Source organism: Ruegeria sp. H8 (assembly GCF_056532905.1).
This window is the reverse complement of the sequence record NZ_JBQFNY010000004.1, coordinates 126,775-146,029: the sequence shown is the minus strand read 5'-3', so window position 1 is coordinate 146,029 and position 19,255 is coordinate 126,775. Positions and strand designations below refer to the sequence as shown.

Below are 19,255 nucleotides of genomic sequence, written 5' to 3'. Positions count from 1 at the left end.
TTAGTCCTGACTGTCCAGAATCTCGCGCACCTTGGCGACCAGATCGCTGCGCGGCACCTCGAACTGGCTGGGGCGTTCCTTCCATTCCTCGAGCGTGGCGCTTTCGGCGATCTTGGCACCCAGGATCAGGTCCTTGATCTGAACCACGCCGCGGTCCTTCTCGTCCCCGCCCTCGATCACCGCGACGGGCGAGTTCCGCTTGTCCGCGTATTTCAGCTGATTGCCGAAATTCTTGGGGTTGCCCAGATAGACCTCGGCGCGAATGCCGGCATTGCGCAGCTCGGCCACCATCGCCTGATAATCAGCCATGCGGTCGCGGTCCATGACAGTGACGACGACCGGGCCAGTTGCCTGCGCACTGATCCGGCCCTTTTCGCGCAAAGCGGCCAGCAGACGGTCAACGCCGATAGAAATGCCTGTCGCGGGCACTTCCTGCCCGGTAAAGCGCTTGACCAGATCGTCATAGCGGCCGCCGCCCGAGACGGACCCGAACTGCCGCTTGCGGCCTTTCTCGTCAAAGATCTCGAAGGTCAGTTCGGCCTCATAGACCGGCCCGGTATAATACCCCAGACCGCGCACGACGGAAGGGTCGATCTGGATGCGATCAGCACCATAGCCGCCCGCGGCCAGCAACTCGCCGATCTGTTCCAGCTCGGAGATGCCTTCGGCGCCGATCTTGCTGTCACCTACGGCCGCGCGCAGATTGGCCAGCGTTCCGGCGGCGTCATCAGCCTTGGAGGTCAGGAAGGCGATCACCGGCTCGGCCTGATCGTCGGACAGGCCCACACCGTCGATGAACGCGCCCGAGGCATCCAGCCGGCCCTTGGTCAGCAACTCGCGCACGCCCTGCTCACCCACCTTGTCGAACTTGTCGATGGTGCGCAGAACGTCGTCGCGCGCTGCCGCGTCCGCTCCCAGGCCCATCGACTCAAGCACGCCATTCAGAACCTTGCGATTGTTGACCCGCACCAGATAATCGCCGCGCGGGATGCCCACGGTCTCCAGCGTATCCGACAGCATGGCGCAGATCTCGGCATCGGCGGCCATGCTGGCCGTACCGACCGTATCCGCATCACACTGATAGAACTGACGGTACCGCCCCGGCCCCGGCTTTTCGTTGCGCCAGACCGGACCCATCGCATAGCGGCGATAGGGCGTGGGCAGATCGTTGCGGTGCTGGGCATAGACCCGGGCCAAAGGTGCTGTCAGATCATAGCGCAGCGCCATCCAATCGCCGTTGCCGCCCTCGTCAAACTCCTGCCAGGCGAACACGCCTTCGTTCGGGCGATCCACGTCGGGCAGAAACTTGCCCAGCGCCTCGACGGTCTCGACCGCACTGCTTTCCAGCGCGTCGAACCCGTAACGATGATACACGCCCGCAATCGTCCGCAGCATCTCGGTGCGCTGCGTGACTTCCTCGCCGAAATAGTCACGAAACCCTTTCGGCGTGACGGCCTTGGGGCGGGGCTGTTTCTTGGGCTTGGCCATGTGGGGCGTCCTTGGGAGTGTCCTTGTTCCGCGCGCGGTCTATCCCATGGTCCGCATCGGGGCAAGGCGCGCTTTCTCTGGCCTTGGGCCGACTGTGTCGCTATGACCAGCGCAAGACAGGAGTCCCCCATGCAGCATCTGGAAGAAGAGATCGCCCATCTGACCCGCACCGTGGACGAGCTGAACACGGTCGTCACCAGACAACAGTCGGAAATCGACCGGCTGACCCAACGGGTTGAAATGCTGTTGCAGCGCGAAGCAGAACGGGCGCAGGAAGGTTCAGGCGGCGTTGTCTTTGGTGACGAACGACCGCCTCACTATTGATGAATTAAAGCCCAAGCGTCGATTTTACCGCGTTGTCCACAACACCTCCCAACAGGGCGTTTTCGTCCCCGGTGCAGCCCTCTTTCAAGGCGGCCACAAATGTTTCTCTCAGAGCCGCCTTTTCCTCATCCGAAGTCGCGTGGGCTTCGATGTCAACCTGACGGTTGTAAAGCGAAAGGGCCGTCATCTTCCCAACGACGTCCAGAATGTACTCTTCGTTACCATCAGCCTCTTCGATAACAGAGGTGCAGGTGTGATACATCAGCGGCAGCGCGTCCTGCATCATCTGCTCGGCTTCCTCGTCGGCAAGGGCCAATCCGGGCGCTGCAAGCATTAAGGCGGTGGCGGCTGGCATAAGCAAATTCGTCCTCATCCGGGTGCTCCTCCGCTTACTTGGAATTCGCGCCGATCAGCGCACCGGCCACCGCTCCGGCGGCGGCACCTTTGCCGTCGCCGATCAGCGCGCCGACACCCGCGCCAATCACGGCGCCTTTGATCGTGTTTTCTTTTTTCTTGTCATCCGCCAGACCAGCTGAGGCCGAAACCAAAGCCAGCGTCGCTGCTGCGCCGAATAATATCTTTCTGGACTTGAGACCTGCTATTGTCATAACAACGCCCTCCCGTGGCATGACCTAAAGACATCTCTGTCAAGTCAGCCTAGCGGGCCACCAACAGTCTGGCAACAAAGCGGCATCATATCTCTTCGACGGTCATGACGCCTTCCAGGGATTTGATCGCGCCCTTGATCTGCGGGTTGATTGGGAATTCACGTCCCAGCTCCATCTCAACATCGCCGGGCAGGCTGGGGTCCAGCAACATGAACTGGACTGGTCCCCGTGCAGCCCCTTTCGCGGCAGAGGCGGCGTCCTCGAGCACCTTGGCGACCGTTGGTACGACCTGCGCTTCGTCCACAAAGATGCGCAACCCGGTCGCACCGGCCTCGGCCACGAGGGAATCCGCAGGGCCAACCGAGCGGCCCAGCAGCTTGAGCTGATCGGCTTCCATCGTTGCCTCGGCGTTCAGAACCACCTGCGCGCCGGTTTCCAGAAACTCGCGACACTTCTCCAGCGTGTCTGAAAAAAGCGTGACCTCATAGGCGCCGGTGGGATCAGACATTTGAACGAAAGCAAAGCGGTTGCCCTTGGCCGATTTCCGCTCCTGCCGCCCGGCGACCACACCGGCCATCTTGGCGATGAACGGGCCAGACCGGGCCCTTTCCGTCACCTCGTCCAGCGTCATCACCTGTTTGCGTTTCAGCGCAGGCATGTAATCGTCCAGCGGGTGGCCGGACAGGTAGAAGCCGATGGCCTTGAATTCTTCGCTGAGGCGCTCCGCCGGCAGCCAGTCGGGTGTCGGCGACAGGCGCGGTTCGGGCAGGTCGTCGCCTGCCTCGCCGAACAGAGACACCTGATTGGAGTTCTTCTGTTCATGGATCGCCGCCGAATACTGTACCAGACGGTCAAGGCTTTCGAACACGCGGCGACGGTTCTTGTCGAGCTCATCAAAAGCGCCCGCACGCGCCAGCATTTCCAGCGGACGTTTGCCGACCTTTTTCAGATCGACCCGGCGGGCGAAGTCAAAGAGGTTGACGAAAGGCTTGTCTCCCCTGCCCTGCACGACCAGATTCATCGCCTCGACGCCGACATTCTTGAGCGCGCCCAGCGCATAGACCAGTTGGCCGTCCACCACGTCGAAGGTCGCCAGCGAGCGGTTCACGCAGGGCGGCACGTAAGGCAGGCCCAGACCCTTTCGTACCTCTTCGAAATACACCGCCAGCTTGTCGGTCAGGTGGATATCGCAGTTCATGACGCCCGCCATGAATTCGACCGGGTGGTTCGCCTTGAGCCAGCCGGTCTGGTAGCTGACCACCGCGTAGGCCGCCGCGTGGGACTTGTTGAAGCCGTAGTTGGCGAATTTTTCCAAGAGGTCGAACACTTCGGAGGCCTTCTTGGCGTCCACCCCGTTCTTGGCCGCGCCGGCCTCGAATTTCGGGCGTTCGGCGTCCATCGCCTCTTTGATCTTCTTGCCCATCGCACGGCGCAGCAGGTCGGCGCCGCCAAGGCTGTAGCCCGCCATGACCTGCGCGATCTGCATCACCTGCTCCTGGTAGACGATGATGCCCTGGGTTTCCTCGAGGATATGGTCGATCAGCGGGTGGACCGAGGTGATCTCGCGCTGGCCGTTCTTGACCTCGCAATAGGTGGGGATGTTCTCCATCGGGCCGGGGCGGTAGAGCGCCACGAGAGCCACGATATCCTCGATGCAGGTGGGTTTCATGCGCTTGAGCGCGTCCATCATGCCCGAGCTTTCAACCTGGAACACCGCCACGGTCTTGGCCGCGGAATAAAGCTTGTACGTCGCCTCATCATCCAGCGGGATGGCGTTGATCTGGTTCTCAGCCCCCTCGGCGGGCTCATAAAGTTCGGTGCCATCGGCGGCGATGTGCAACGGGCGCCCGGATTTGAAAATCAGGTCCATCGCGTTCTGGATCACGGTCAGGGTCTTCAGGCCCAGAAAGTCGAACTTTACCAACCCGGCCTGTTCCACCCATTTCATGTTGAACTGGGTCGCGGGCATGTCCGAACGCGGGTCCTGATAGATCGGCACCAGCGCGTCCAGAGGCCGGTCGCCGATCACCACCCCCGCCGCGTGGGTCGAAGCATTCCGCAACAGCCCCTCGACCTGCTGGCCATAGGTCAGCAGGCGGTTGACCACCTCTTCCTCGCGCGCGGCCTCGCGCAGGCGGGGTTCGTCTTTCAGCGCCTTTTCGATGGAAACAGGTTTCACCCCCTCAACCGGGATCATCTTGGACAGGCGGTCCACCTGCCCATAGGGCATTTGCAGCACCCGCCCGATGTCGCGCACGGCGGCCTTGGACAGCAAGGCACCGAAGGTGATGATCTGACCCACCTTGTCGCGGCCGTATTTCTGCTGAACATAGCGGATCACCTCTTCGCGGCGGTCCATGCAAAAGTCGATGTCGAAGTCGGGCATCGAGACCCGTTCGGGGTTCAGGAACCGTTCGAACAGCAGGCTGTAGCGCAGCGGGTCAAGGTCGGTGATCGTCAGCGCATAGGCCACCAGCGAGCCCGCGCCCGAGCCCCGCCCCGGCCCGACCGGAATGTCGTGATCCTTGGCCCATTGGATGAAATCCGCGACGATCAGAAAGTAGCCGGGGAAACCCATGCTTTCGATGATGCCCAGTTCGAAATCCAGACGTTCCTGGTATTCCTCGGGCGTCACGGCATGCGGGATCACGGCCAGACGTTTCTGCAAGCCTTCATTGGCGATGCGCCGCAGCTCGGCCACCTCGTCATCCGCAAATTTTGGCAGGATCGGGTCGCGTCGATAGGCCATGAACGCGCAGCGTCTGGCGATCTCGACGGTGTTTTCGATGGCCTCGGGCAAGTCGGCGAACAGGGTCGCCATCTCTTGTTGTGACTTGAAGTAGTGCTGAGCCGTCAGCCGACGGCGGCCTTCCTGCTGGTCGACATAGGCCCCTTCCGATATGCAGATCAGCGCGTCATGCGCTTCGTACATGTCCGGCGTCGGGAAATAGACGTCATTCGTTGCGACCAGCGGCAGGTTTTTGGCATAGGCCATCTCGACATGGCCGCGTTCTGTCAGGCGCTCGGCCTCGGGTTGGCCATCTTCACCCGGATGGCGCTGAAGCTCGATATAAAACCGGTTGGGGAACATTGCCGCCAGCCGATCGACCAACGCTTCGGCCGCCGGGCGCTGACCCTGTTGCAACAGCATTCCGACCGGGCCGTCAGGTCCACCGGACAGGCAGATCAACCCTTCAGATCGGTCGGCCAGTTCTTCCAAAGTGACCTGAGGCAGTTGCCCGCCCTTGTCCACGTAGAGACACGTACTGAGTTTCATCAGGTTTTCGTACCCGGTCTCGGACTGCGCCAGCAGCACCAGAGGCGCGGGCATCTTCGGCTTCTCGCCCGGCTGGGCCTGGACATAGGTCAGATCGACCTGGCACCCCATGATCGGCTGTACCCCGGCGCCGCTTGCGGTGACCGAGAATTCCAGCGCCGAAAACATCGAATTGGTATCCGTCACGGCGACCGCCGGCATTTCCATCTTCTCGCACAGGCCCGGCAGCTTTTTCAGCCGCACGGCGCCTTCCAGAAGGGAATATTCAGTGTGAACGCGGAGGTGGATGAATCGTGGAGAACTGCTCATGACGCCCAAGCTACCCCAGCCGGCTGCGCGGCAAAAGGCTGAACCGCGTCGCGTTTGCCGCAAAAAAATCGCCATTGATTATTCGGCTTTTTCAGAAGGTGCTTCGGGATTGACTGGGCGTCGCAATCAAAAACCGCTTTATTTACAAGTGGCTGCTCATTAATCAGAAAAGACGGTCACAGGCCGTATACGTCTAATGGTGTATAACAGAGGCGGTTTTTCTTGCCAGACAAGCCGCGCTGTTTCTAACATCTCATGGCAAGCAATTCGCCCGCCACTCTTTCTACGTCGCATCGAAGGAGGGCCACAAGGGCGCAACCGGGTAAGGCGACGGGTTTCTCTAATGAACATCACGTTTCTTCTGAACGGAGAGACAGTGGAGTTGGCTGATATCGATCCGACAGCCACCCTGCTGGATTGGCTGCGCGAAGATCGCGGCCTGACCGGCACCAAGGAAGGCTGCAACGAAGGCGATTGCGGGGCTTGCACCGTGATGGTGACGGATGACGAAGGCGCCAAGGCACTGAACTCGTGCATTCTGTTTCTGCCGCAACTGCATGGCAAAGCGGTGCGCACGGTCGAAGGTGCCAGCGGCCCGAATGGCGAAGCGCACCCGGTTCAGCAGGCAATGGTTGATCTGCACGGCTCGCAATGCGGCTTCTGCACACCCGGTTTCGTCATGTCGATGGTGGCCGGGCACACGAACGGTGCAACGGACCATGACACTTTGCTTGCAGGCAACCTGTGCCGCTGCACCGGCTATGCGCCGATCATTCGCGCGGCGAAAGCGGCCGAGGAACAGCCCGTTCCGGTTTGGGTCAAAGATAAACCACCTGCAACGATTGCCGCTTCGCGCATGCTGCCAACTTCATCCGACGAATTGGCCGCCGTGTATGCCGAGAACCCGAATGCGACTCTGGTCGCTGGTGCGACCGATGTGGGCCTTTGGGTCACCAAGCAACTGCGCGAACTGGACCCGGTGATCTTCCTCAACCGCTGTGATGATTTGAAGAAGATCACGCTCGGCAGTGAAGAAGTCCGCTTTGGCGCAATGGTCGACATGAATCGCATGGCAGAAGCATTGGCCGATCTGCATCCGTCCTATGCCGAGATGATCCGCCGCTATGCCAGCGTTCAGGTCCGCCATGCGGCCACCGTGGGCGGCAATATCGCAAACGGCTCGCCCATCGGGGACAACCCGCCCGCGCTGATCGCATTGAACGCGACACTGCATCTGCGCAAGGGCAACGAGCGGCGTTCGATCCCGCTGGAAGAGTTCTTCATCGACTACGGCAAACAGGATCGGGTTCCGGGCGAGTTTGTGGAAGCCGTCAGCTTCCCTCGCCAACCAGATCGCCTGAAGGCTTACAAGCTCAGCAAACGGTTCGATCAGGATATCTCGGCCGTCTGCGGCTGTTTCAACATATCCGTTTCGGAGGGCAGCGTCACACAGGCGCGCATCGCCTATGGCGGCATGGCTGCTGTTCCGAAACGGGCAACCCATGTCGAGGCCGCTTTGATCGGCAAACCGTGGACGCGCAAGACCGTTGACGCCGCGCTGCCATCCTTTGCCGACGACTTTTCGCCACTCACGGATATGCGCGCCTCGGCCCTGTATCGGCTGGAAACCGCCAAGGCGATGCTGCAACGGTATTTCCTGGAAGATCAGGGCGAGATCACCAATGTGCAGGAGGTGTTAGCATGAGTGTGACGCAAGCCCTGCCCCATGACGCCGCCCCTCTGCACGTTTCGGGCGCGGCACGGTACGTGGATGACATCCCGACACCCAAGGGTACGCTGCACCTGGCCTTTGGCCTGAGCCCGATCGCCAGGGGCAAGATCACCGCAATGGATCTGTCGGCGGTCAAAGACGCCGAGGGAGTCGTGATGGTCATGACGGCAGAGGATCTGCCGTTTGCCAACGATGTCTCGCCCTCGATCCACGATGAGCCGCTGCTATCGGACGGCACCGTGCATTATGTCGGTCAGCCCGTGTTCCTGGTCGTTGCCACCAGCCATCTGGTCGCCCGCAAAGCGGCGCGATTGGGCACGGTCGACTATGCCGAGGAAACGCCGATCCTGACGATCGAAGAAGCGCTGGCTGCCAACAGCCGGTTTGAAGATGGTCCACGCATCTATGCCAAGGGCGATGCGGATGCGGCCATTGCCAGTGCGCCGCATGTGATCGAAGGTTCGTTTGAATTGGGCGGGCAGGAGCATTTCTATCTGGAAGGTCAGGCCGCGCTGGCCGTGCCGAATGAAGGTGCGGATATGCTGGTGCACAGCTCGACCCAGCACCCGACCGAGATTCAGCACAAAGTGGCCGACGCTCTGGGTGTTCCGATGCACGCCGTCCGGGTCGAGACCCGCCGCATGGGCGGAGGGTTTGGCGGCAAGGAAAGTCAGGGCAACGCTTTGGCAGTGGCCTGCGCCGTGGCCGCCCGCGCAACCGGCAAGGCCTGCAAGATGCGCTATGACCGTGACGATGACATGATCATCACGGGCAAACGCCACGCTTTCCGCATTTCGTACAAGGCCGGGTTCGATGAGCATGGCCATATACAGGGCGTCTCATTCCTCCACTATGCGATCTGCGGCTGGGCGCAGGACCTGTCCTTGCCCGTGGCCGACCGGGCGATGCTGCACTCGGACAACGCCTACCTTTTGCCGAACGCCCGGATCGAAAGCCACCGGTTGAAGACCAACACCCAATCTGCCACCGCCTATCGCGGGTTCGGCGGCCCGCAGGGCATGGTCGGCATCGAACGGGTCATGGACCATGCCGCGCATGCGCTGGGTTTGGATCCCGTCGAGCTGCGCCGCCGGAATTACTATGCACCCGCGCACGCTGTGGCCGAGAGCACACCGACGGAAAAACCACTGGGGCATCCCAATCCGCACGAAGACCTGACCAGCCGCGGCGCCGTTGAAATGGGCGACGCACCGGTGCGTCCTCTGCCCGCCGGCGGCAACACCACACCCTATGGGATGGAGGTCAGCGATTTCGAACTGCACGGCATGACCGAGGCGCTTCTGAAATCCAGCGACTATGCCGCGCGCAAGACGGCTGTCGCGAAATGGAATGCCGAGAACAGTGTAATCAAAAAGGGCATCGCCTTTTCCCCGGTCAAGTTTGGTATCTCGTTCACGCTGACCCACCTCAATCAGGCGGGTGCGCTGGTGCATGTCTATCAGGACGGATCAGTCCACCTGAATCACGGTGGCACCGAGATGGGTCAGGGCCTGTTCCAGAAGGTCGCGCAGGTCGCCGCGTCGCGCTTTGGCATACCGCTGGAAATGGTGAAAATCACCGCAACCGACACGGCGAAAGTACCAAACACGTCTGCGACGGCGGCCTCATCGGGAAGTGACCTGAACGGTATGGCGGTGAAGGCCGCTTGCGACACGATCCGCGACCGGATGGCCGCCTATCTTGCGGAACGTCATCAGGCCGATCCATCGACGGTCACGTTCTCGGATGGGCAGGTCTCGGTCTCAGAAGAACGCTATACCTTCGCCGAAGCCGCCGCACTGGCCTATCAGGGGCGCGTCAGCCTGTCGGCGACCGGGTTCTACAAGACGCCCAAGATCGAGTGGGACCGGATCGCCGGGCGCGGTCGCCCTTTCTTCTACTTTGCCTACGGCGCTTCCGTTACCGAGGTGGCGGTGGACACTCTGACCGGTGAATACCGCATTCTGCGAACGGATATCCTGCATGACGCGGGCGCGTCGCTGAATCCGGCTTTGGACATAGGTCAGGTTGAGGGCGGCTATGTACAGGGTGCAGGGTGGCTGACGACCGAAGAGTTGGTCTGGGATGACACGGGCAACCTGCGCACGCACGCGCCCTCGACCTACAAGATTCCGGCCTGCTCGGACCGGCCGGACATCTTCAACGTCACGCTTTGGGATGGCGAAAATCGCGAGGACACCATCTATCGTTCGAAAGCTGTGGGCGAGCCGCCTTTCATGCTGGGGATCTCGGCCTGGCTGGCGCTGTCGAACGCAGTTGCCGCCTGCGGAGACAGATACCCGGCCCTGAACGCTCCGGCCACGGCCGAAGAGGTTTGGCGCGGTGTCCAGAGGATGAAGGGAGGCATCTGATGGGAGTTGACCTTGAGGCTTTGAGGGAGACGGTCAAAACCCACGGGAAAGTGGTTCGGGTGGTCATCGCCGGGATCAAAGGATCGTCCCCTCGCGAGGTGGGTGCTGCGATGCTGGTCTGGAAGGACGGGCAAAGCGGAACCATCGGCGGTGGTACGCTGGAATACCAGGCCGCAGAGGCCGCACGATCGCAAACAGTGGCCACGCGCCTGACGCATCACACGCTGGGACCGGACATGGGCCAATGTTGCGGTGGAGCGGTCTCGTTGTTCAGCGAAGTCTATGATCTCATGAAGGTTGAAACGCTGGATGATACGATCATTGCACGATCAGCATCCGGTGGCACCATGCCTCTTTCGGTCAAGCGAGTGCTGACGGCAGTACGCAATCAAGGCATCGCGCCCGAACCACGCCTGATCGACGGCTGGATGATCGAACCGGTGCATAAACCGGCACGAAACCTGTGGATCTGGGGCGCAGGTCACGTCGGACGGGCGCTGGTGGATGTTCTGTCCCCCCTGCCCGATCTTGCGATCACTTGGGTCGATACCGACCCCGAGCGCTTTCCGGACGTGATTCCCGCAGGCGTGACCGATCTGCCCGCGACGAAACCGGCCGAACTTGTGCGACATGCACCGCCCAATGCCGAGCACCTTGTGCTGACTTATTCACACAATCTGGATTTAGAACTGTGCAACAGGCTGCTTTTGCACGATTTCCGCTTTGCGGGACTGATCGGCTCGGCTACCAAATGGGCGCGGTTCCGATCGCGGCTGGCGGCCCTTGGGCATCCGCCCGACCGGATAAGCCGGATTACCTGCCCGATTGGTGACCCGTCGCTGGGCAAACACCCGCAGATGATCGCCGTGGGCGTCGCAGCGCACCTGCTGCGTCCGGCCCGGCAGAATGAGTTGAAGAAGGACCTGAGCGCGTGACCACTCCATTGCTGAGCCTGCAAGGGTTGACCAAAGCCTATCCCGGTGTCGTGGCCAATGATCAGGTGTCCTTTGACATCGGAGAGGGCGAAGTTCACGCCCTGTTGGGGGAAAACGGGGCCGGGAAATCCACACTGGTCAAGATGATCTATGGGCTGGTGAAACCTGACAGTGGCACCATGCTGTTGCGCGGTCAGCCTTTTGCGCCGCCCGAGCCCCGCGCCGCGCGGGCCGACGGGATTGCGATGGTGTTCCAGCATTTTTCGCTGTTTGACGCGCTGAACGTGGCCGAGAACATCGCCTTGGGGATGGAAAACCCGCCCGCCATGGGTGATCTGGCCTCGCGCATCCGCGAAGTGTCGGAAACCTACGGCCTGCCGCTGGATCCGTTCCGCACTGTCGGCGATCTGTCCGCCGGGGAACGCCAGCGTGTTGAAATCATCCGTTGCCTGCTGCAAGACCCGAAACTGCTGATCATGGACGAACCGACCTCGGTACTGACCCCGCAGGAGGTCGAGATCCTGTTCGAGACGCTGAACAAGTTGCGGTCCGAGGGCACATCGATCCTGTATATCTCGCACAAGCTGGAAGAGATACGGACCCTGTGTGATCACGCCACGATCCTGCGTCTGGGCAAGAATGTGGGCGAGTGTGTCCCCTCTGAGACCTCGGCCCGCGACATGGCCGAACTGATGGTGGGAACGACCCTGCAAACCCCGGAACGTTCGGGGCGTGATTTTGGCGCAGTGACGCTGGATGTCAGCGGGCTGTCGGTGCCTTCTCCGTCAGAATTCGGTACTGCATTGCGCAACGTGCATTTGACTGTCCGCAAGGGCGAGGTTCTGGGCATTGGCGGCGTTGCGGGCAACGGGCAGGATGAGTTGCTGGGCGTTCTGTCCGGTGAAATCCTGACATCTGCCGACGCGATCAAGTTCAACGGTCAGGCGATCGGCAAGCTGGGTCCGACCGCGCGACGCAAACTTGGCGTGTTGACCGCGCCCGAAGAGCGGCTGGGCCATGCCGCTGCCCCGAACATGAGCCTGACCGAAAACGCCCTGTTGACCGGGTCGGTTCGAGAGGGTCTGGAAAGCAACGGCTTTCTCAAATGGACCGAGACCAAGAGCTTTGCGGAGAAGATCATCGAGATTTTTGACGTCCGGACACCCGGCCCGGACAACGCGGCGCGGTCCTTGTCCGGGGGGAACCTGCAAAAATTCGTGATCGGACGCGAAGTGCTGCAAAACCCGGATGTGCTGGTGGTGAACCAGCCAACCTGGGGCGTGGATGCCGCGGCGGCGGCGGCCATCCGGCAGGCAATCCTCGACCTGGCTGCAAAGGGAACGGCGGTTGTCTGCATCTCTCAGGATCTGGATGAGTTGATGGAAATCTCGGACAGCTTTGCTGCGCTGAACGAGGGCCGCCTGAGCGCACCACGTCCGACAACCGGACTGACGGTGGACGAAATCGGGCTGATGATGGGCGGTGCCCACGGAATGGAGGTGGCGCATGTGTGATCTGTTGGGCCGCCTTCGGCGAGAGTATTTGAAAAAAGATGAAGAAGTCAGGGGAATGAGCTGATGATTGTGCTGGAGAAACGTCCTCAGCCTTCCAGGGTCTGGTCTTATGCGACGCCGTTGGTTGCAGTTTTGGCGACGATGTTTTTTGGCGGCGTATTGTTCGCCATACTGGGCAAGAATCCGGTTGAGGCCATCGGCACCATCTTCTGGGAACCTCTTTTTGGTGAATTCGCCTTTTATTACCGCCCACAGCTGCTGGTGAAAGGCGCTCCGCTGGTGCTTATCGCCATCGGTCTGTCGCTGGGCTTTCGTGCAGGCATCTGGAACATCGGGGCCGAGGGACAGTATATCATGGGCGCCATCTTCGGGGCGGGTGCCGGGCTGGCCTTTTACCCTTTGGATGCCTTCTATATCTTTCCGATCATGGTGATTGCCGGCGCCTTCGGCGGCTGGTTGTGGGCCATGATCCCCGCCTTCCTGAAGGTGCGTTTCGGCACCAATGAAATTCTCGTCTCGTTGATGCTGGTCTATGTGGCCGAGCAGATGCTGGCCTCGGTTTCTCTGGGTTTGCTGAAGAACCCCGAGGGGTTTGGCTTCCCGGGGTCCCGCAATCTGCAATCCTATGACAGTGCGCACAATGCCGAACTGATCGCCGGATCCGGCATGCACTGGGGTGTTGTGACCGCGTTGATCGCAGTGATCTTTGCCTATGTCCTGCTGAACCGGCACATGCTGGGCTTTCACATCCGCCTGACCGGCGAAGCACCGCGCGCCGCGAAATTTGCGGGTGTGAACCCGGCCCGGTTGATCCTGTTCTGTCTGGGTCTGTCCGGCGCGCTTGCAGGACTTGCGGGCATGTTCGAGGTTTCCGGCCCTTCAGGCGTTGTCAGCATCGATTTCAACGTGGGCTACGGTTTCACTGCCATCATCGTGGCCTTTTTGGGCCGTCTGCACCCTGTGGGCATTCTGCTGGCCGGTGGCCTGATGGCGCTGACCTATATCGGCGGTGAAATCGCGCAGTCGCAGCTGGGCCTGCCTGCCGCTGCCATTCAGGTGTTCCAGGGCATGCTGCTGTTCTTCCTGCTGGCCTTCGACCTATTGACCAACTACCGCATCCGTGCGGCCCGTAACGAGGTGGCGTGACCCATGGACCTTGGTGAAATCAATCCCGTACTTCTGGTCGCTTCACTGATGGTGGCCGCGACCCCCTTGCTGCTGGCCGCGATCGGAGAGCTGGTCGTTGAGAAAGCAGGCGTTCTGAACCTCGGCGTCGAAGGCATGATGATTGTCGGTGCGATCAGCGGCTTCGCGATTTCGGTCGAGACCGGCTCGCCCTGGCTGGGCTTTGTTGCTGCCGCGATCGGCGGCGCTGTTCTATCGCTGCTGTTCGTCTTGCTGACGCAGTTTGCGCTGGCCAATCAGGTAGCCAGTGGTCTGGCGCTGACCCTGTTTGGCCTGGGGTTCAGCGCGTTGATGGGGCAAAGCTATGTGGGGATCAAACCCCCCAGTATGGGCGACATCCATATTCCGCTGATCAGCGATATTCCGGTTGTCGGTCCGATCCTGTTTCAACATGACCCAATCCTGTATGTCGGCATCGCGATCACGGCGGCCGTCTGGGCGGTGCTGAAATACACCCGTCTTGGTCTGATCCTGCGGGCAGTCGGTGAAAACCACGATGCCGCGCATGCGCTGGGCTACAAGGTGATCAAGATCCGCATTCTGGCCATCATGTTCGGCGGCGCCTGCGCTGGTCTGGGCGGGGCCTATATCAGCCTGATCCGCGTGCCGCAGTGGACCGAGGGCATGACCGCCGGCGTCGGCTGGATCGCATTGGCCCTTGTTGTCTTTGCAAGCTGGAAGCCTTGGCGGGTTCTGCTGGGTGCCTATTTGTTCGGCGGCATTACCGTGTTGCAGCTTAATTTGCAGGCCGCAGGCGTTGCCATTCCCGTCGAGTATCTGGCAATGTCGCCTTATATCATCACGATCCTTGTGCTTGTGATCCTTTCGGCCGACAAGAGCAGCGCGCCTGCTTCGCTGGGCCGGATATTCCATGCCTCACACTAGGGGCCAACAGTACCAATTTGGGGAGTAACACATGAAATTCACCGCACTTCTGACGAGCGCCGCCATGGCGCTGGGTCTGGCCTCGGGGGCCATGGCCGAGGACAAGACCAAAGTCGGTTTCGTCTATGTCGGCCCGGTCGGCGATGGCGGCTGGACCTATGAACATGACAAGGGCCGGCAGGCCGTTGAAAAAGAGTTCGGCGACAAGGTTGAAACCGTATTCGTTGAATCGGTTCCCGAAGGCCCGGACGCCGAGCGTGTGATGACGCAGATGGCGCTGGAAGGCGCGGATCTGATCTTTACCACTTCGTTCGGTTACATGGACCCGACCATCAACGTGGCCAAGAAATTCCCGAACGTGAAATTCGAGCATGCAACCGGCTATAAAACCGCCGACAACGTCTCGGTCTACTCGGCCCGCTTCTACGAAGGCCGCGCGGTTCAGGGCCACATCGCCGGTAAAATGACCAAGTCGAACATCATCGGCTATATCGGGTCCTACCCGATCCCCGAGGTGATCCGCGGCATCAACTCGGCCTATATCCACGCCAAGAAGGTGAACCCGGATGTCGAGTTCAAGATCGTCTGGGCCTACACGTGGTTCGACCCGGCGAAAGAAGCTGACGCCGCCACCGTTTTGATCGAACAGGGCGCGGACGTAATCCTGCAACACACCGACTCGACAGCACCGCAAGCAGCGGCGCAAGAGGCCGGCAACGTGATCACCTTCGGTCAGGCATCGGACATGAGCGAATACGCACCGCTCCCGCGTGTGTCATCGATCATCGACAACTGGGCCCCCTATTACATCGCGCGAACTAAAGCGGTAATGGACGGGACATGGACATCCTCCAACACCTGGGACGGTATCGGAGCAGGAATGGTTGAAATCGGCGAGATTTCGGACGCGGTTCCCGCAGATGTCAAAGAAGAGGCGCTGGCCCTGAAGGCGGCGCTTGCAGATGGCAGCTATCACGCGTTCACCGGTCCGCTGAAGAAGCAGGACGGAAGCGACTGGCTGGCTGAAGGCGAAACCGCTGACGATGGCACGCTGGCTGGCATGAACTTCTATGTTGAAGGGCTGGAAGGCGAGATTCCGCAGTAAGCTGTATCGTCAAGGAACGGAAAGGGCCCGCAATCCGTGTGCGGGCCCTTTTTTGTGCTGTGCTCACCTGAGGTGCCGAACAACGAATGAGATTACCTGGTCAGCGCAATCGAGCTCAGATCCATCACGCCCTGCCCTGTCTTCGCCACCCCAACACGCTGAGACAGGCAAACAAGACTGCGGCGACGCAGACAATTGATGGCCCCGCCGGAGTATCGAACACATAAGCTGCCCGTAACCCCGCAACCGAGGATATCGCGCCTATTGCGGCGGCTATCAACGCCATTGATTCGGGCGATCGGGCCAGATTTCGTGCCGCCGCTGCGGGAATGATCAGCATCGCCGCGATCAGCAATACCCCCACGACCTTGATCGCAACAGCCACGGTCACCGCCAGAGACAGTGTCAGAATCAACTGTTCCCGCCTCGGGTCGAACCCACTGGCATAGGCCAGTTCCTCGTTCAATGTAGCCGTCAAAAGCTGAGCCCATCGCCAGGCGATCAGCGCCACGACAAGCGCCGCGCCGCCCCAGATCACAAGCAGATCCGAACGGGATACCGCAAGAATATCGCCGAACAGATATGCCATCAAATCAATGCGGACGCCGGACAAAAACGAAACGGCAACCAGACCGAAAGCCAAGGCGGAATGCGCCATGACCCCCAGCAGCGTGTCCATCGCATAACCACGACCCGCCAACAAAGTGACCGTCAGTGCCATAATCAGCGCAACAGCCAACGCACCGGTGAAGATCGACATCTGAAAGGTCAGCGACAGGGCCACGCCCAGAATCGCGGCATGTGCGGTAGCGTCACCGAAATACGCCATGCGGCGCCACACCACGAAACATCCAAGAGGTGCCGCCGCAAACGCAACGCCAATACCTGCAAGCGTTGCACGCATCATGAAATCGTCAAGCATCATTCCGCCGCTTCCTGAGGATTTGCATCATGGTCGTGATGGTGATCATGCTCGTGCCGGTACAGGGCAAGCGCACCGCCTGTTCCCGTTCCGAACAAGGCCCGGTATTCCGGTGCCGAAGCGACCACCGCCGGCGATCCTTCACAGCACACATGGCCGTTCAGACATATCACCCGGTCCGAGGCGCTCATGACCACGTGCAATTCGTGACTGATCATCAGAATTGCACATCCGGTTTCGCGGCGCACGGCCTCAATCTGCTGATAGAAACTCGCCGATCCGCGCTGGTCCAGCCCCTGGGTTGCCTCATCCAGCAGCAGAAGGTCAGGCTGGTTGATCAGCGCCCGCGCCAGCAACACACGCTGAAACTGCCCGCCGGACAGTTGCGACATCTGACGTTTCAACAGATCCGGGACGCCCGCTTTTTCCAATGCCTCGACGCACTGACGGCCGGAGACACGGTCGGTCAGTCGCATGAATCGCTCGACCGAGATTGGCAACGTGGGATCCACGTGCAGTTTCTGCGGCACGTACCCGATCTTCAATCCGGGTTTCAGCGATACATGCCCGGCACTTGGCCTGGTCGCACCGATAATGGCGCGCAACAGGCTGGTTTTGCCCGACCCGTTCGGCCCGACGATGGTGACGATCTCGCCGGGTTCGACAGCCATGTCCACATGGCTGAGAACAGTGTTTGAATCATAGCGAACACTGAGATTCTCGACAGAGACGAGCGTCATTTTCAGGCCTTTTCGGTGCAGTCGGGGCAAAGTCCCTCGGCTTCTACAACCGTTCGCTCGATCTCGAAACCCGCTGCGCGCGCAGCGGCACCCAGAACACCTCTGGCCGGCATGGACTGCGCCTCGGCAACGGCATCGCACTTTCTGCAAATCATGAATGCCGGCGAATGCGACGCGCCGGGATGAGAGCAGGCAACAAATGCATTCAACCGCTCGATCTTGTGAACGAAGCCGTTTTGAACAAGGAAATCAAGCGCCCGATAGGCGACCGGAGGTTGAGACCCGAACCCTTCCTCTCGCAGGCGGTCAAGAATTGCATAAGCACCAAGGGCCCGATGCTCTTGCAGCAGCATTTCCAAGACCTTGCGGCGAACCGGCGTCAGGCGCAGCCCCTCGCCCTCGCAGCGCGCCTCGGCGGATACCAACGCAGTTTTGACGCAACTCTGATGGTCATGTTCCTGAAACCCGACCGGGGCCGCCTCATCGACAGAGACAGGGTTCGTATCGCTTGTCATGTTATTTCATATCATGTATTGCCACTCGTAACGTTATAAAATCACACAGAGGGTCTGATGTCCAGAAAGCTTCTTCCAGTTTCGATCACGGTTGCATTGATGGGAGGAACGGCCATTGCGGACGTTCCGAACGTCGCGGTCGATATCGCACCGATCCACTCGCTCGTTTCCCGGGTTATGGACGGCGTCGGAACACCGGCCCTGATCGTCGCACCCGGTGCCTCGCCCCATGAATACAACCTGCGCCCGTCCGAGGCGGCCGCATTGCAGGATGCCGATCTGGTGTTCTGGGTAGGAGAAGACCTGACACCTTGGATGGAAAACGCCATCGAAACCCTTGCCGACAGTGCGACAGTCACGTCCCTTCTTGACGCGGATGGTACGGTTCTTCTGGAGTTCCGCGAAAGCGCTGTTTTCGAGGCACACGATCATGGCGGCGAAGACGAACATGATCATGATGATGAGCACATAGAAGACGACGGGCACGATCATGATGATCATGAACATGGTCACGACGACCATGCAAAGGATGATGACCACGAGCATGATCACGACGACCACGCCAAGGATGATGATCACGATCACGAAGACCATGCCGATCAAGACAAACATGATGAGCATCATGATCACGCGCATGGCGCGCACGACCCACATGCGTGGCTTTCACCGGCAAATGCAGAAACCTGGCTGAATCTGATTGCCGCACAGCTGTCGTCTGCCGACCCGGACAATGCAGGTGCATATTTTGCCAATGCCGCAGCCGCGCGCGCTGAAATGGCCGCGCTGTCTGCACAAGTGGCCGAGACGCTTGGACCGGTTCGCGGAGGAAGCTTCGTCGTGTTCCACGACGCCTACCAGTATTTCGAGGATGCATTTGACTTTCCGGCCGCAGGTGCGATTTCCATCGCCGACGCCTCGGACCCGAGCCCGGCTCGTATCGCCGAGATTCAAACCCGTATCCGCGAAGAAGGTATCAACTGCGTTCTCGCCGAGCCGCAATTCGATCCGGGCATCGTCAAAACCGTGCTGGACGGCACCGAGGCCAAGACGGGCGTAATCGATCCGCTGGGCTCTGATCTGGAACCCGGAGCCGATCTCTACCCGCAAGTCATTCTCAACATGGCAAAAACTCTGGCCGAGTGTCTCTGACCCTGTTGCAAGCCCGGTTCAGTTTGAGAAACTGGCCGGGTTCAACCTTCCAGAAGACAGGGCGGATCAACTCGCAGACCGAAAAAATCGGCAGCTACTTCACATATAATGCCATGATGCATCCGTATTCACTGCGCGGCACGGTTCACGGCTTGAAAACCGAAGCGGTGACACACGTCATTTTTTCTGGTTGAC

The 19,255-nt window shown here is 60.3% G+C and carries 18 protein-coding genes; 11 read left to right on the top strand and 7 right to left on the bottom strand.

Features of this window, described 5'->3' with window-relative positions; genetic code table 11:
• Nucleotides 1-1,488 (bottom strand): histidine--tRNA ligase, encoded by a 1,488-nt coding sequence (hisS, locus tag ACR0A2_RS12165; protein WP_480835184.1) that lies wholly within the window; start codon nt 1,486-1,488, stop codon nt 1-3.
• A gap of 129 nt (nt 1,489-1,617) precedes the next feature.
• On the opposite strand from hisS, the gene ACR0A2_RS12160 reads away from it, so the two are divergent.
• Nucleotides 1,618-1,812: a SlyX family protein gene (locus ACR0A2_RS12160; RefSeq protein ID WP_152460143.1), complete on the top strand. Its 195-nt coding sequence runs from the start codon at nt 1,618-1,620 to the stop codon at nt 1,810-1,812.
• A 4-nt stretch (nt 1,813-1,816) separates the two neighbouring features.
• On the opposite strand, the gene ACR0A2_RS12155 is transcribed toward ACR0A2_RS12160, so the two are convergent.
• The 3 genes from ACR0A2_RS12155 to dnaE all read right to left on the bottom strand — a co-directional run bounded on the left by ACR0A2_RS12155 (nt 1,817) and on the right by dnaE (nt 6,006).
• A complete protein-coding gene (locus ACR0A2_RS12155) occupies nt 1,817-2,185 on the bottom strand; it encodes a hypothetical protein (protein WP_480835182.1) in 369 nt (122 codons plus the stop codon).
• Between the two features lie 16 nt (nt 2,186-2,201).
• On the bottom strand, nt 2,202-2,420 hold the full coding sequence (locus tag ACR0A2_RS12150; RefSeq protein WP_480446279.1) for a YMGG-like glycine zipper-containing protein: 219 nt from the start codon (nt 2,418-2,420) through the stop codon (nt 2,202-2,204).
• An 85-nt stretch (nt 2,421-2,505) separates the two neighbouring features.
• Nucleotides 2,506-6,006 carry a DNA polymerase III subunit alpha gene (gene dnaE, locus ACR0A2_RS12145; protein ID WP_480835180.1) on the bottom strand — a complete coding sequence of 1,167 codons (3,501 nt, stop codon included), beginning with the start codon at nt 6,004-6,006 and terminating at the stop codon, nt 2,506-2,508.
• On the opposite strand from dnaE, the gene ACR0A2_RS12140 reads away from it, so the two are divergent.
• The 8 genes from ACR0A2_RS12140 (at nt 6,005) to ACR0A2_RS12105 (ending at nt 15,734) form a co-directional block, all read left to right on the top strand.
• On the top strand, nt 6,005-6,169 hold the full coding sequence (locus ACR0A2_RS12140) for a hypothetical protein (RefSeq protein WP_480446277.1): 165 nt from the start codon (nt 6,005-6,007) through the stop codon (nt 6,167-6,169). The two genes, dnaE and ACR0A2_RS12140, sit on opposite strands and share 2 nt — an antisense overlap.
• 180 nt (nt 6,170-6,349) lie before the next feature.
• Nucleotides 6,350-7,711, top strand: coding sequence for a xanthine dehydrogenase small subunit (gene xdhA / locus ACR0A2_RS12135; RefSeq protein WP_480835178.1), 1,362 nt, complete (start codon nt 6,350-6,352; stop codon nt 7,709-7,711).
• Nucleotides 7,708-10,110 carry a xanthine dehydrogenase molybdopterin binding subunit gene (xdhB, locus tag ACR0A2_RS12130; RefSeq protein ID WP_480835176.1) on the top strand — a complete coding sequence of 801 codons (2,403 nt, stop codon included), beginning with the start codon at nt 7,708-7,710 and terminating at the stop codon, nt 10,108-10,110. The genes xdhA and xdhB overlap by 4 nt, the downstream gene beginning before the upstream one ends.
• The gene (gene xdhC, locus ACR0A2_RS12125) at nt 10,110-11,045 is read left to right on the top strand and encodes a xanthine dehydrogenase accessory protein XdhC (protein ID WP_480835174.1); all 936 of its coding nucleotides are present in this window, start codon (nt 10,110-10,112) and stop codon (nt 11,043-11,045) included. Before xdhB ends, xdhC begins: the two co-directional genes overlap by 1 nt.
• Nucleotides 11,042-12,559 (top strand): ABC transporter ATP-binding protein, encoded by a 1,518-nt coding sequence (locus tag ACR0A2_RS12120; RefSeq protein ID WP_480446273.1) that lies wholly within the window; start codon nt 11,042-11,044, stop codon nt 12,557-12,559. Before xdhC ends, ACR0A2_RS12120 begins: the two co-directional genes overlap by 4 nt.
• A 63-nt stretch (nt 12,560-12,622) precedes the next feature.
• Nucleotides 12,623-13,705 carry an ABC transporter permease gene (locus ACR0A2_RS12115; RefSeq protein WP_152460136.1) on the top strand — a complete coding sequence of 361 codons (1,083 nt, stop codon included), beginning with the start codon at nt 12,623-12,625 and terminating at the stop codon, nt 13,703-13,705.
• A 3-nt stretch (nt 13,706-13,708) separates the two neighbouring features.
• The gene (locus tag ACR0A2_RS12110) at nt 13,709-14,629 is read left to right on the top strand and encodes an ABC transporter permease (protein WP_480835171.1); all 921 of its coding nucleotides are present in this window, start codon (nt 13,709-13,711) and stop codon (nt 14,627-14,629) included.
• A 31-nt stretch (nt 14,630-14,660) separates the two neighbouring features.
• On the top strand, nt 14,661-15,734 hold the full coding sequence (locus ACR0A2_RS12105; protein WP_170346885.1) for a BMP family ABC transporter substrate-binding protein: 1,074 nt from the start codon (nt 14,661-14,663) through the stop codon (nt 15,732-15,734).
• Nucleotides 15,735-15,858: 124 nt separating this feature from the next.
• Here the strand turns inward: ACR0A2_RS12105 and ACR0A2_RS12100 are convergent, their stop codons facing one another.
• Genes ACR0A2_RS12100 through ACR0A2_RS12090 form a run of 3 tightly spaced genes read right to left on the bottom strand, consistent with a single transcriptional unit; the run spans nt 15,859 to nt 17,911 of the window.
• Entirely contained in the window at nt 15,859-16,656 is a 798-nt protein-coding gene (locus tag ACR0A2_RS12100) for a metal ABC transporter permease (protein ID WP_480835461.1), read from the bottom strand.
• A complete protein-coding gene (locus ACR0A2_RS12095) occupies nt 16,656-17,396 on the bottom strand; it encodes a metal ABC transporter ATP-binding protein (RefSeq protein ID WP_480835169.1) in 741 nt (246 codons plus the stop codon). The genes ACR0A2_RS12100 and ACR0A2_RS12095 overlap by 1 nt, the downstream gene beginning before the upstream one ends.
• Nucleotides 17,397-17,398: 2 nt before the next feature.
• A complete protein-coding gene (locus ACR0A2_RS12090) occupies nt 17,399-17,911 on the bottom strand; it encodes a transcriptional repressor (protein WP_480835167.1) in 513 nt (170 codons plus the stop codon).
• Nucleotides 17,912-17,968: 57 nt separating this feature from the next.
• Here ACR0A2_RS12090 and ACR0A2_RS12085 point away from each other — a divergent pair, with 57 nt between their 5' ends.
• Complete coding sequence (locus ACR0A2_RS12085; RefSeq protein WP_480835165.1) at nt 17,969-19,060, top strand: zinc ABC transporter substrate-binding protein; 1,092 nt, start codon at nt 17,969-17,971, stop codon at nt 19,058-19,060.
• Nucleotides 19,051-19,254 (top strand): hypothetical protein, encoded by a 204-nt coding sequence (locus ACR0A2_RS12080; RefSeq protein ID WP_480835163.1) that lies wholly within the window; start codon nt 19,051-19,053, stop codon nt 19,252-19,254. The genes ACR0A2_RS12085 and ACR0A2_RS12080 overlap by 10 nt, the downstream gene beginning before the upstream one ends.
• The last annotated feature ends 1 nt before the right edge of the window (nt 19,255 follow it).

What these genes read in the sequence shown, in the direction of transcription:
- hisS (WP_480835184.1), bottom strand. Translation starts at nt 1,488, where the DNA reads ATGGCCAAGCCCAAGAAACAGCCCCGCCCCAAGGCCGTCACGCCGAAA.
- ACR0A2_RS12160 (WP_152460143.1), top strand. Translation starts at nt 1,618, where the DNA reads ATGCAGCATCTGGAAGAAGAGATCGCCCATCTGACCCGCACCGTGGAC.
- ACR0A2_RS12155 (WP_480835182.1), bottom strand. Translation starts at nt 2,185, where the DNA reads ATGAGGACGAATTTGCTTATGCCAGCCGCCACCGCCTTAATGCTTGCA.
- ACR0A2_RS12150 (WP_480446279.1), bottom strand. Translation starts at nt 2,420, where the DNA reads ATGACAATAGCAGGTCTCAAGTCCAGAAAGATATTATTCGGCGCAGCA.
- ACR0A2_RS12140 (WP_480446277.1), top strand. Translation starts at nt 6,005, where the DNA reads ATGACGCCCAAGCTACCCCAGCCGGCTGCGCGGCAAAAGGCTGAACCG.
- dnaE (WP_480835180.1), bottom strand. Translation starts at nt 6,006, where the DNA reads ATGAGCAGTTCTCCACGATTCATCCACCTCCGCGTTCACACTGAATAT.
- xdhA (WP_480835178.1), top strand. Translation starts at nt 6,350, where the DNA reads ATGAACATCACGTTTCTTCTGAACGGAGAGACAGTGGAGTTGGCTGAT.
- xdhB (WP_480835176.1), top strand. Translation starts at nt 7,708, where the DNA reads ATGAGTGTGACGCAAGCCCTGCCCCATGACGCCGCCCCTCTGCACGTT.
- xdhC (WP_480835174.1), top strand. Translation starts at nt 10,110, where the DNA reads ATGGGAGTTGACCTTGAGGCTTTGAGGGAGACGGTCAAAACCCACGGG.
- ACR0A2_RS12115 (WP_152460136.1), top strand. Translation starts at nt 12,623, where the DNA reads ATGATTGTGCTGGAGAAACGTCCTCAGCCTTCCAGGGTCTGGTCTTAT.
- ACR0A2_RS12110 (WP_480835171.1), top strand. Translation starts at nt 13,709, where the DNA reads ATGGACCTTGGTGAAATCAATCCCGTACTTCTGGTCGCTTCACTGATG.
- ACR0A2_RS12105 (WP_170346885.1), top strand. Translation starts at nt 14,661, where the DNA reads ATGAAATTCACCGCACTTCTGACGAGCGCCGCCATGGCGCTGGGTCTG.
- ACR0A2_RS12100 (WP_480835461.1), bottom strand. Translation starts at nt 16,656, where the DNA reads ATGCTTGACGATTTCATGATGCGTGCAACGCTTGCAGGTATTGGCGTT.
- ACR0A2_RS12095 (WP_480835169.1), bottom strand. Translation starts at nt 17,396, where the DNA reads ATGACGCTCGTCTCTGTCGAGAATCTCAGTGTTCGCTATGATTCAAAC.
- ACR0A2_RS12090 (WP_480835167.1), bottom strand. Translation starts at nt 17,911, where the DNA reads ATGACAAGCGATACGAACCCTGTCTCTGTCGATGAGGCGGCCCCGGTC.
- ACR0A2_RS12085 (WP_480835165.1), top strand. Translation starts at nt 17,969, where the DNA reads ATGTCCAGAAAGCTTCTTCCAGTTTCGATCACGGTTGCATTGATGGGA.